General features: G+C 39.3%; 9 protein-coding genes. 1 reads left to right on the top strand and 8 read right to left on the bottom strand.

Translation table 11 applies throughout. From position 1 onward, the window contains the following. Nucleotides 1–5 precede the first annotated feature (5 nt). The 6 genes from gltA to G7Y56_RS00235 form a co-directional block, all read right to left on the bottom strand. Nucleotides 6–1,478 carry an NADPH-dependent glutamate synthase gene (gene gltA, locus G7Y56_RS00260; protein ID WP_165040143.1) on the bottom strand — a complete coding sequence of 491 codons (1,473 nt, stop codon included), beginning with the start codon at nucleotides 1,476–1,478 and terminating at the stop codon, nucleotides 6–8. A 163-nt stretch (nucleotides 1,479–1,641) separates the two neighbouring features. Then, nucleotides 1,642–2,424: a sulfide/dihydroorotate dehydrogenase-like FAD/NAD-binding protein gene (locus tag G7Y56_RS00255; protein WP_165040141.1), complete on the bottom strand. Its 783-nt coding sequence runs from the start codon at nucleotides 2,422–2,424 to the stop codon at nucleotides 1,642–1,644. Further along, the gene (locus tag G7Y56_RS00250; RefSeq protein WP_165020318.1) at nucleotides 2,425–3,348 is read right to left on the bottom strand and encodes a YeiH family protein; all 924 of its coding nucleotides are present in this window, start codon (nucleotides 3,346–3,348) and stop codon (nucleotides 2,425–2,427) included. A gap of 7 nt (nucleotides 3,349–3,355) precedes the next feature. After that, nucleotides 3,356–3,775 carry an rRNA maturation RNase YbeY gene (ybeY, locus tag G7Y56_RS00245; RefSeq protein WP_165040139.1) on the bottom strand — a complete coding sequence of 140 codons (420 nt, stop codon included), beginning with the start codon at nucleotides 3,773–3,775 and terminating at the stop codon, nucleotides 3,356–3,358. A 140-nt stretch (nucleotides 3,776–3,915) separates the two neighbouring features. After that, nucleotides 3,916–5,139 (bottom strand): isocitrate dehydrogenase (NADP(+)), encoded by a 1,224-nt coding sequence (locus G7Y56_RS00240; protein WP_165040136.1) that lies wholly within the window; start codon nucleotides 5,137–5,139, stop codon nucleotides 3,916–3,918. Between the two features lie 30 nt (nucleotides 5,140–5,169). After that, a complete protein-coding gene (locus G7Y56_RS00235; RefSeq protein WP_165040134.1) occupies nucleotides 5,170–6,036 on the bottom strand; it encodes an alpha/beta hydrolase in 867 nt (288 codons plus the stop codon). Between the two features lie 159 nt (nucleotides 6,037–6,195). Between G7Y56_RS00235 and trpS the strand changes: the two genes are divergently transcribed. After that, the gene (gene trpS, locus G7Y56_RS00230; protein ID WP_165040132.1) at nucleotides 6,196–7,185 is read left to right on the top strand and encodes a tryptophan--tRNA ligase; all 990 of its coding nucleotides are present in this window, start codon (nucleotides 6,196–6,198) and stop codon (nucleotides 7,183–7,185) included. A gap of 55 nt (nucleotides 7,186–7,240) precedes the next feature. Here trpS and G7Y56_RS00225 read toward each other — a convergent pair whose 3' ends face one another. Together G7Y56_RS00225 and rpoC are read right to left on the bottom strand one after the other, a co-directional pair. After that, nucleotides 7,241–7,594 carry a TM2 domain-containing protein gene (locus G7Y56_RS00225; protein ID WP_221412100.1) on the bottom strand — a complete coding sequence of 118 codons (354 nt, stop codon included), beginning with the start codon at nucleotides 7,592–7,594 and terminating at the stop codon, nucleotides 7,241–7,243. A 120-nt stretch (nucleotides 7,595–7,714) separates the two neighbouring features. Continuing rightward, on the bottom strand, nucleotides 7,715–11,998 hold the full coding sequence (gene rpoC, locus G7Y56_RS00220) for a DNA-directed RNA polymerase subunit beta' (protein WP_165040130.1): 4,284 nt from the start codon (nucleotides 11,996–11,998) through the stop codon (nucleotides 7,715–7,717). Between the last annotated feature and the right edge of the window lie 43 nt (nucleotides 11,999–12,041).

Below are 12,041 nucleotides of genomic sequence, written 5' to 3'. Positions count from 1 at the left end.
AAATATCATTTTTTCAATGCAGCATCCATTGCAGCAGCAGCTTTACGGCCGTCACCCATAGCAAGGATAACAGTTGCACCACCACGAACGATATCTCCACCCGCATAAACATCGGGAAGATCGGATTGCATCGTATCCTGATTCACTACAATTGTACCCCATTTAGTTACTTCAAGTCCTTTAAACGATGATGGAATAAGCGGATTAGGTGAAACACCTACACTTACAATTACCTCATCTACATCGATCCATTCCACAGCACCTTCGATAGGCACAGGTTTACGGCGACCCGATGCATCAGGCTCTCCAAGTTCCATTTTCTGTAGCTGCATGCGTTGCACACGTCCATTTGCATCCCCTTCGTATTGAAGCGGATTATGAAGTGTCATAAATTCAATTCCTTCTTCTTTGGCATGCTTCACCTCTTCGAGTCGAGCCGGCATTTCTTCTTCCGAACGACGATAAACGACCATAGCGCGCTCAGCACCCAGACGGCGAGCTGTACGCACCGCATCCATTGCTGTATTACCCGCACCGATGATAGCAACTTTCTTACCCATTTGAACAGGGGTATCGCTTTCGGGATTAGAAGCGTCCATCAAATTGACTCGAGTCAAAAACTCATTTGATGACATAACACCAATCAGGTTTTCACCCGGAATATTCATAAAGTTAGGTAGTCCCGCTCCACTTGCAGCGAAAATACCTTTAAATCCTTCTTCTTTCAGATCTTCGTGTGAGATTGTTTTTCCAACAATACAGTTTTTCACAAACTTAACTCCCATTTTACGAAGAACATCAATCTCGACATCCACAATCTCATTCGGTAAACGAAATTCAGGAATACCGTATTTCAATACGCCACCAATTTCGTGGAGTGCCTCGAATACCGTCACATCATAACCTCTCTTCGCCATATCTCCGGCAAAAGAAAGACCTGCCGGACCTGAACCCACCGCAGCGATTTTTATTCCGTTAGCAGGAGCTAATTCGGGTAAAGACACCTTTCCGCTTATGCGCTCATAGTCGGCAGCAAAACGTTCAAGGTTACCGATAGCAACCGCCTCTTTTTTCATCTTCTGAACGTAGATACATTTGCTTTCGCATTGCTTCTCTTGCGGGCAAACACGTCCACAAACAGCGGGAAGAGCGCTTGTTTCTTTGAGAACTTTAGCAGCTTCGAGGAACTCGCCTCTTTCTATATTTTTTATAAAGGTAGGGATATTGATACTTACCGGACAACCTTCCATACAGGTTGGGTTAGCACAATCCAGACAGCGTGCAGCTTCGAATAAAGCTTGCTCCTCTGACAGCCCTAAATTTACTTCTTCTTTCAACGAATAGCTTCTATATTCAGCATCCAGTTCGGGCATATGTACACGAGTTCTATCCGAACGTTCTTTTGCCTTCATATTTCTACGGAGTTCGTCTCTCCAAGGTTCGCTACGACGAGCCTGTATATATTCTTGTTCTGTCATAATTTTAGTTACTAGTTACGGGTTACAAGTTACAAGTAGATAGATAATTTTAGTTACTAGTTATGGGTTACAAGTAGATAAATAATTATGGGTTATATGCGATGAGTTGGAGTTTGACCTTAGTCTTTGACTTCTAACTCGTAACATATAACTCGTAACTATATCAATTGTATGCTTTTAATCTCATTAGCATTTCATCGAAATCTACTTCGTGTGCATCAAATTCAGGACCGTCTACACAAACAAATTTAGTTTTGCCCCCTACCGACACACGGCATGCACCACACATTCCTGTACCATCTACCATTATCGTGTTAAGTGAAGCCATTGTAGGAATATTATATTTCTTAGTGAGAAGGGATACGAATTTCATCATAATAGCAGGGCCGATAGTCACACACAGATCGACTTGCTCCCTATTGATAACCGATTCGATACCGTTAGTAACAAGTCCTTGCTGACCATACGAACCATCATCTGTCATCACTATCACTTCATCTGAAAATTCAGCTACTTGCTTTTCGAGAATAACTAAATCTTTTGTTCGTGCCGCTAATACAGAAACAACCCTGTTGCCTGCTTTTTTCATTGCTTCCATGATAGGTAACATCGGCGCAACACCTACTCCACCTCCGGCACAGATAACAGTACCGTACTTTTCGATATGGGTAGCTTGTCCCAACGGACCAACCATGTCGGTAATATAATCACCAGCATTCAAGGCACATATTTTCTTAGAAGATTCCCCTACCGCTTGTATAACAATAGTGATCGTCCCTCTTTCGTTGTTAGACGAAGCTATTGTAAGAGGAATACGTTCCCCCTTATCTCCGACCTTCAAGATTACAAAGTGACCAGCCTTGCGACTACGCGCAATCAAAGGAGCCTCGACCTCAAATTTGACTACATTCTCAGAGAAATACTCTTTATCTACAATTTTATTCATTTAAAACATCAATTTAATCCAGTACAATGATGATATACTTATAATTATCCACAGAATAATACCTAACAGAAATGCTCTCAACCCGACCTTTTTGACCTCCTCTATTTTAATAGAAGTACCAATAAAAAAGAGGGATACAGTCATTCCTTTCTTTCCCAACCAACTAAGATGCGCATTTGTATCCTCCATTCCCGGCAAGTAACTACCGATAAAGATAGCTGCAACAAAAAGAAGGATAAACCAGGGAATACTTATTTTAGAAGTCGATTGTTTATTATAAAATGCCAGACACAGTGCCAATGGAATAATCCAGAGTGTTCGTGTCAGCTTTACTGTTGTTCCTACCTGTAATGCTGTTTCGCCGTAAGCAGCACAAGCTCCTACAACCGAACTTGTATCGTGAATTGCAATAGCCGCCCAATATCCAAAAGCTGTCTGATCCATTGACAAATAATGTCCTACTATAGGAAACACAAACAAAGCAACTGCATTCAGCACAAAAATAACAGCTAAAGAAAAACTTATCTCATTATTTTTAGCATTCAATACCGGAGCTACCGCTGCAATAGCGCTTCCTCCACAGATGGCTGTTCCGCTGGCAATGAGTAATGTCGTATTCTTCTCGACCTTAAGCAATTTGCCAACCACAACCCCCAATATAATTACTGTTATAACAGAGATTATCGTTATCAAAAACCCTGTCTTTCCTGTATGAATAACTTCACTAACGGACATTGCAAAGCCCATACACACTACAGAAGCTTGCAAAAGATACTTTGTCAATTTTCCTGTTTTTACAACTTCCTCTCCTTTATACAAAAAGGCTAGCAGAATACCTGCAAACAAAGCCAATGGCGGCGAAAAGAAAGGAAACAAGCAACAGACAGGAATAATATAAAAGAGTTTACTCAGTACTTTTTGCATGACTTATTTAGTTTTTCAGCATCTCCAAAGCTTTATTTTCGCATTCGGTCATATGCTCTCTAGCACCGGGAGCTTTATCGTCTATTCCGCAAAGATGCAAGATCCCGTGGATAATAATGCGATGAAGTTCTTCCGTATAATCAGTTTTGAATTCTTCCGAATTACTTTTTACTGTATCCAAGCTAACGAAAATATCTCCTGAAATAATATCACCTTCGGTATAATCGAAAGTAATGATATCGGTATAATAATTATGCTGTAAATATTGATTGTTTATCTCAAGTATCTTGTCGTCAGAACAAAACATATAAGCAACATCGCCTACTTTTTTTCCATAGTGAGCGGCAACAGATTTTATCCAGTTAGATATTTCTCTCTTTTTTATAGAAGGCAGTTTGACACCTTCGGCTTGATACAGGATTGCCATGATAGTTTTAGCGTTGTTCTTAGGGTTCGATATTGAAATATTACAAAGATAATTTATTCTGCTTTTAGGGCAAGCATAAAAAACAAAATAAAAGGAGATAGAACGCTCATTCCTCTCCTTTTATCATATAATATGTATTTTTAAGCTAATTTTGCTCGCAAACCCTGCTCAATAGCTTCCAAAAAGTTTTCGGTATTTAGATAATCCGAAGACTGCATTTTATCACCATGCACTAGCAGAGCCAAGTCTTTTGTCATCTTGCCTTGCTCTACTGTTTCGATACAGGTTTCTTCCAGCTTATTAGCAAAATCGACCAATGCTTCATTATTATCCAATTTGCCACGATGAGCTAAACCTCTCGTCCATGCAAAGATAGAAGCAATAGGGTTAGTCGAAGTCTCTTTTCCTTGCTGATGCATTCTGTAATGGCGCGTCACTGTACCATGAGCAGCCTCAGCCTCCATTGTCTTACCATCGGGTGTCAACAAGACTGATGTCATTAAACCTAATGAGCCAAAACCTTGCGCTACCGTATCAGATTGCACATCGCCATCATAATTCTTACATGCCCAAACAAAACCGCCATCCCATTTAAGGGCAGAAGCAACCATGTCATCAATTAAGCGATGTTCGTAAGTGATTTTTGCTTGCTCGAAAGATGTTTTATAATCTTTCTCGTATACCTCTTGAAATATATCTTTGAAACGACCATCGTAGGCTTTCAGAATAGTATTTTTAGTAGAAAGATAGAGCGGATATTTTTTCTCTAGTGCCAGTTTAAAACATGAATTAGCAAAGCCATAAATAGATTCGTCTGTATTATACATTCCCATTGCTACGCCGTCTCCATCAAAATCGTAGATAGTACGAATTTCAGGCTCTCCACCTTCGGGGGTGAAGGTGATTGTTAGTTTCCCTTTTCCTTTTGTAACAAAATCAGTCGCTTTATACTGATCGGCATTCGCATGACGACCTATCACAATCGGCTTAGTCCATGTAGTCACCAAACGAGGGATATTGCTTATGATAATCGGTTCGCGAAATACAGTACCTCCGATTATATTACGAATTGTACCATTTGGCGATTTCCACATTTTTTTCAACCCGAATTCCTCTACACGAGCTTCATCGGGAGTGATGGTAGCACATTTCACCGCTACATTATATTTTTTAGTAGCCTCGGCACTATCGATTGTGACCTGATCATTTGTAAGATCTCTATTCTCTACACTTAAGTCAAAATATTTGAGTTCTACATCTACATAAGGAAGGATTAATTTTTCTTTTATATATTTCCAAATGATTCTCGTCATTTCATCGCCATCCATCTCAACTACAGGATTCGCTACTTTTATTTTCTGCATATATCTCTTATTGTGTTTAAATTATTTATTCTATATATCTTTCAACCACATAGCCAGCAGATCCAGCATTTGACTGTGGTATTTAAAATCTTTATTCATTCCCCAACCATGACGCCCCTCAGGGAAGATATACATAGTTGCCGGGATATTTTTATTTTTCAATGCTTCGTAATACTGAGTACTATTAATTGGGGGAACACCATCATCATCGTCACTAAGCAATAATATAGCTGGAGGTGTTGCATCTGTTACCTGCTTCTCGTTTGAGTATTTCAACACATCCTCTGGAGACGGATTATCTCCCAACAGATTCGTCCTCGAGCCTCCATGTGTTACGGTTCCCATTGTGATAACGGGATAAAACAAGATTGAAAAATCGGGACGTGTATTTATTTCCGAAGAAATAATATGAGTAGATAATGTAGAGGCCAAATGTCCTCCGGCAGAGAATCCTGCAATTCCAACTTTGTTTGGATTGACTTCTAATTTTCCGGCATTAAGTCTGATATATTTAATAGCTTCCCTTGCATCGGCAAGAGGTATATCTGTATGTTCATTAGGCATTCTATATTTTAAAATGGCAGCTGTAATTCCCTGTTTATTGAGCCATTCTGCAAACTGTATACCTTCATGATTGAACGCCAACCCTGAGTAACCACCTCCGGGACAAATAATAACAGCCATACCGTTTGCTTTATTCTTTTCTGCCTGATATATCCATAACTCGGCTTCAGATACATTTAATATCCAACTATAATTATCACCTACCTGCTCAGCATCTTTTAGCTCATTACTCGAAGGTGCTCCCTCGGGCCATAGCTTAATTATTGTTTGCGAATTAACTTTCATCATAGTAAATAAGAGAAAGAGACTGATTATGTAAATTCTTTTATTCATACAAAGTGGTTATAATTACATGATACATCTAGAGATTTACCGATATAAAGACAGACTGATTTGGTGTAAATAATCCCGTAATTCAAAGATATGAATTTTAGAATTGAAAAAGAATTTACATTTTGATTATCTTTGTTAGATAATTGATTTTTAAAATATATGGAAACAGTAGTAAGCGGTATACGCTCGACAGGAAATTTACACTTAGGAAATTATTTCGGGGCACTGAGAAATTTCATAAAAATGCAGGAAGAGAACAAATGCTTTTTCTTCATTGCTGATTATCATTCTCTGACAACACATCCCGACCCGAAAATATTACATGGCAATGTAAAAAATGTACTAACAGAATATCTTGCCGCAGGAATTGATCCCGATATATCGACTATATATATACAAAGCGATGTACCTGAAGTATGCGAACTCTATCTTTTGCTAAACATGCATGCTTATATGGGTGAATTGGCAAAGACTGTTTCATTTAAGGAGAAAGCCCGCAAGCAACCCGAAAATGTAAATGCAGGCCTGCTTACTTACCCAACTCTGATGGCTGCCGATATATTGATGCACAATGCCAACAAAGTGCCGGTAGGTAAAGATCAGGAGCAGCATTTGGAAATGACACGCAAGTTTGCACGCCGATTCAATAACTTCTATAATGTTGAATACTTTAAAGAGCCTGTTGCTTACAACTTCGGCGGAGAGCTTATCAAAATTCCGGGACTAGATGGTAGTGGAAAGATGGGTAAATCAGAAGGCAATTGTATCTATCTGGCTGAAGATGCTAAAAGCATAGAGAAGAAAGTGAAACGTGCACTTACCGACGAAGGGCCGAAAGAACCAAACTCAGTAAAACCGGAGTGTATAGAAAATTTATTTACCATACTAAAAGTTGTTTCTACAGATGAAGTAGTAAAATACTTCGACGAGAAATGGAACACATGCGAAATTCGCTATGGTGATTTGAAGAAACAATTGGCAGAAGATATTATCGCTGTAACATCCCCTATTCGTGAGCGAATTCTAGAAATACAGAATGATGATGCATACTTGCATAAGGTTGTTACGGAAGGAACCGCCAGAGCCCGTGAGAGCGCTTCTAAAACACTTAAAGAAGTACGCGAGATAATGGGATTTAAAAACTTCTAAGAAGTGAGTATTCTATATAAAAAAAGCCTAAACAATTGAGTTTAGGCTTTTTTCTTTATTTATTCTTTACATATCGTCCGTCTCCGTCTTTGAAGCTACCGAGAGCTAAGAGAATTATATCTACCAACATCCAGATACCACAGCCTCCTAATGTTATTAGTTGAATAATACCAATCATCGTATTATTGGTATAGAAACGATGTATACCAAAACAGCCCAAGAAGGCACACAAAACAATTGTTGTTAACCAATCTTTATCGGATATGGTCGGATCATCATTTACCGTAGAAGAGTTATATCTATTGTAGGGAGAAGTAAATTGCCTTACTCCGCATTTGGGGCATATCTCCGCATTGATATCTATAACTTGCCCACAATTAGAGCAATACTTTTCATACTCAGTTTTCATGATAATTTCATTTAGATTATTGATATGAAACAAATGTAGAAAAAAAGTAGATTCAAATATCATTAAAATAAGAAAGGAGTGAAAATTTTCACTCCTTTCTTAACTATATAATAGAAATAATTATTCTACAGTATCAAAATCAACAACAGTCTTTCTGTTTGCTGTAATTCTGTCGAAATCTTCTTTCGTACCAACTACAAGCTTTTCGAATTCGCGTTGTCCTGTACCTGCCGGTAACAAGTGACCACAGATTACATTCTCTTTCAATCCTTCCAGTCTGTCAACCTTAGCATGGATAGCAGCGTCGTTCAATACTTTTGTAGTTTCCTGGAACGATGCAGCCGACATAAAGCTTTGAGTTTGAAGGGCAGCACGTGTAATACCTTGAAGTATTTGGTTAGCCGTTGCAGGGATAGCATCACGTACTATTACCGGACTCATGTCTTTACGCTTAAGCATAGAGTTTTCGTCTCTCAGCTTACGTGCAGTAACAATTTGTCCCGGTTCGAACGTTTCAGAATCACCCGATTCAAGAACAACTTTCTTACCCCAAATTCTGTCATTTTCTTCCATGACATCATATTTGTCGATAACTTGTTGTTCAAGGAAGCGTGTATCACCCGGATCGATCACTTCTACCTTGCGCATCATTTGACGAACAATAACCTCGAAGTGTTTATCGTTGATTTTCACACCTTGCAAACGGTATACATCCTGTACCTCATTTACGATATATTCCTGAACAGCGGTTGGTCCCATGATAGCCAAGATATCTGAAGGAGTTGTAGCTCCGTCCGACAATGGCATACCTGCTCTGATAAAGTCATTTTCTTGTACAAGAATTTGTCTTGATAGAGGCACAAGGTATTTCTTCACTTCGCCCAACTTAGAAGTAACAATAACTTCTCTGTTACCACGTTTGATCTTACCAAATGAAATTTCGCCATCGATTTCAGATACAACAGCAGGATTAGATGGATTACGTGCTTCGAATAACTCGGTTACACGAGGAAGACCTCCGGTGATATCACCAGCCTTACCTACTGCACGAGGAATCTTAACAAGAACATCTCCGGTCTTAATCGTATCGCTATCATCTTTTACAATGTGAGCTCCAAGAGGTAAACTGTATGTTTTGATTGTCTTACCTTTCTCATCCAAGATGTGAGCTTCAGGAGCCTTAGTCTTATCACGAGATTCGATAATGATTTTCTCCTTCAATCCAGTTTGCTCATCCGATTCAACTTTGTATGTTACATTTTCAATAACATTTTCAAACTTGATTCGACCTGTAGCTTCAGAGATAATAACCGCATTAAATGGATCCCACTCACAAATAAGCTCATCTTTCTTAACTTTCGCTCCATCTTTGAAGTAAAGTTTAGAACCATAAGGAATATTGTGTGTAAGGAGAACAATTTTGGTATTAGGATCAACAAGTCGAAGTTCAACCAATCGGCTAACAACGATTTGAGTTTTCTTACCAGCCTCGTCTACAGCATCAACAACACGCAGGTCGTCGATCTCCAGAACTCCATCATATTTTGCGTTGATTTTATTTTCAGTAGCAATGTTAGAAGCAATACCCCCAACGTGGAACGTACGAAGTGTAAGCTGTGTACCCGGCTCACCAATAGACTGAGCAGCAATAACACCTACAGCTTCACCACGTTGAACCATACGTCCGGTAGCAAGGTTACGTCCGTAACATTTACCGCAAACACCTTTCTTAGACTCACAAGTTAATACCGAACGTATTTCAACATGTTCGATAGGTGAATCCTGAATAATGCGAGCAGCTTCTTCTTTAATTTCTTCTCCCGACTCTACGATAACATCGCCAGTCAACGGATGTTGAATATCATGAACTGAAACACGTCCTAAGATACGTTCGTAAAGTGAAGCAACAACTTCTTCGTTGTTCTTCAATTCTGTACAAACAAGTCCACGAAGTGTACCACAGTCTTCTTCATTAATAATTACATCTTGAGAAACGTCAACCAGACGACGAGTAAGATATCCGGCATCGGCTGTTTTCAATGCTGTATCGGCTAGACCTTTACGAGCACCATGGGTAGAGATAAAGTACTCTAACACCGACAGACCTTCTTTAAAGTTAGACAAGATCGGATTCTCAATAATTTGAGCTCCTTCTGCCCCACTCTTTTGTGGTTTCGCCATCAATCCACGCATACCTGATAACTGACGGATCTGTTCTTTCGAACCACGGGCTCCCGAATCCAACATCATATATACAGAGTTGAATCCTTGATCATCTTCCGAAAGTTGTTTCATTAAGATATTCGACAACTTAGAGTTGATATGTGTCCATGTATCAATTATCTGATTGTAACGCTCGTTATATGTGATGAATCCCATATTATAGTTCGACAGAATAGTTTCTACTTCGTCATAACCTTGTTTCACCAGCGTTTCTTTTTCTTCAGGGATAATTACATCTTCGAGATTAAACGACAATCCTCCACGGAATGCCATCATATAACCAAGATCTTTAATATCATCAAGGAACTGAGCTGTTTTAGCAACTCCGGCTATCTTAATAATATTACCAATAATATCACGAAGAGATTTTTTGGAAAGAACCTCATTTATGAAACCTACTTCGATAGGTGTGTTTTGATTAACCAATACACGACCTACTGTAGTTTCACGCATAAGTTTAGCTACATTGCCATTCTCATCAAGATCACTAACATACACTTTGATAAGTGCATGAATATCTACTTTCCCTTCGTTATACGCTATAATAGCTTCTTCGGGACCGTAGAATATCAGACCTTCTCCTTTTGCACCCGGACGAATTTTCGTAATATAGTACAATCCTAATACCATGTCCTGAGAAGGAACAGTAATCGGCGCACCATTGGCAGGGTTAAGGATATTGTGAGAAGCAAGCATCAACATTTGTGCTTCCAAAACAGCTTCGTTACCTAACGGTAAGTGAACAGCCATCTGGTCACCGTCGAAGTCGGCATTGAACGCCGTACACGATAGTGGATGCAGTTGAATAGCTTTACCTTCTATCATTTTTGGTTGGAACGCCTGAATACCCAAACGGTGAAGAGTTGGGGCACGGTTAAGCAACACTGGGTGTCCTTTCATTACGTGCTCAAGAATATCCCAAACAACAGGTTCTTTACGATCTACAATTTTCTTCGCAGATTTTACCGTTTTAACGATACCGCGCTCAATAAGCTTACGGATAACAAACGGTTTATATAGTTCGGCTGCCATATCTTTCGGCAAACCGCACTCATGCATTTTCAATTCAGGTCCAACGACAATTACCGAACGAGCTGAGTAGTCAACACGCTTACCCAACAAGTTTTGACGGAAACGCCCTTGTTTCCCTTTCAAACTATCAGATAGCGATTTAAGAGGACGGTTAGCATCAGTCTTAACAGCACTTGATTTACGTGAGTTATCGAACAATGAATCAACTGCTTCTTGAAGCATACGTTTTTCGTTACGTAAAATTACTTCAGGAGCTTTGATATCAATTAATCGTTTTAAACGATTGTTACGAATAATAACACGACGGTACAAGTCATTTAAGTCAGACGTAGCAAAACGACCACCATCCAATGGAACAAGCGGACGAAGTTCTGGTGGAATTACAGGAACGATTTTCACAATCATCCATTCAGGACGATTCTTACCTTTCGATCCACGGAATGCCTCCACAACTTGAAGTTGTTTCAATGCTTCGTTCTTACGTTGTTGAGAAGTATCTGTACTTGCTTTATGACGAAGTGTATTTGCCAACGAATCAAGATTGATACGTGCCAATAGGTCATAAACAGCTTCAGCTCCCATTTTAGCAATAAACTTGTTAGGATCTGAATCATCTAACAGTTGATTTTCTTTAGGAAGTGAATCTATTATATTCAAGTATTCTTCTTCTGTCAATAGATCTCTATCTGCAACACCTTCTTCTGCTTGAATACCGGCTTGTATTACAACATAACGTTCGTAATAAATGATAGTATCTAATTTTTTTGTGGGGATACCTAGAAGGTAACCCATTTTGTTAGGTAGAGAACGGAAGTACCAGATGTGAGCAACCGGAACCACAAGATGAATGTGGCCAGTACGCTCGCGACGTACTTTTTTCTCTGTAACTTCAACACCGCATCGGTCACAAACAATACCTTTGTAACGGATTCTCTTATATTTTCCGCAATGACATTCGTAATCCTTTACAGGTCCGAATATACGTTCGCAGAAAAGACCATCACGTTCAGGTTTGTAAGTACGGTAGTTGATTGTTTCGGGTTTCAAAACTTCACCGCTCGATGCTTCCAGAATTTCTTCGGGAGAAGCAAGGCTTACGGTTATTTTCGAGAAACTACTCTTTACTTTATTTTCTTTTCTAAAAGCCATATACTTTTTGTCTTTAAAAGCTGTTAGCCATTAGCCATTAGCC

This window comes from Dysgonomonas sp. ZJ709, assembly GCF_011039195.1.
Classification (GTDB): domain Bacteria; phylum Bacteroidota; class Bacteroidia; order Bacteroidales; family Dysgonomonadaceae; genus Dysgonomonas.
Note: the sequence above shows the minus strand (reverse complement) of the source record. Positions and strands in the feature narration are given on the sequence as shown.

Excerpts from the sequence above, each read along its gene's own strand:
- trpS (WP_165040132.1), top strand. The coding sequence starts at position 6,196 with ATGGAAACAGTAGTAAGCGGTATACGCTCGACAGGAAATTTACACTTA.
- rpoC (WP_165040130.1), bottom strand. The coding sequence starts at position 11,998 with ATGGCTTTTAGAAAAGAAAATAAAGTAAAGAGTAGTTTCTCGAAAATA.
- G7Y56_RS00235 (WP_165040134.1), bottom strand. The coding sequence starts at position 6,036 with ATGAATAAAAGAATTTACATAATCAGTCTCTTTCTCTTATTTACTATG.
- gltA (WP_165040143.1), bottom strand. The coding sequence starts at position 1,478 with ATGACAGAACAAGAATATATACAGGCTCGTCGTAGCGAACCTTGGAGA.
- ybeY (WP_165040139.1), bottom strand. The coding sequence starts at position 3,775 with ATGGCAATCCTGTATCAAGCCGAAGGTGTCAAACTGCCTTCTATAAAA.
- G7Y56_RS00240 (WP_165040136.1), bottom strand. The coding sequence starts at position 5,139 with ATGCAGAAAATAAAAGTAGCGAATCCTGTAGTTGAGATGGATGGCGAT.
- G7Y56_RS00250 (WP_165020318.1), bottom strand. The coding sequence starts at position 3,348 with ATGCAAAAAGTACTGAGTAAACTCTTTTATATTATTCCTGTCTGTTGC.
- G7Y56_RS00225 (WP_221412100.1), bottom strand. The coding sequence starts at position 7,594 with ATGAAAACTGAGTATGAAAAGTATTGCTCTAATTGTGGGCAAGTTATA.
- G7Y56_RS00255 (WP_165040141.1), bottom strand. The coding sequence starts at position 2,424 with ATGAATAAAATTGTAGATAAAGAGTATTTCTCTGAGAATGTAGTCAAA.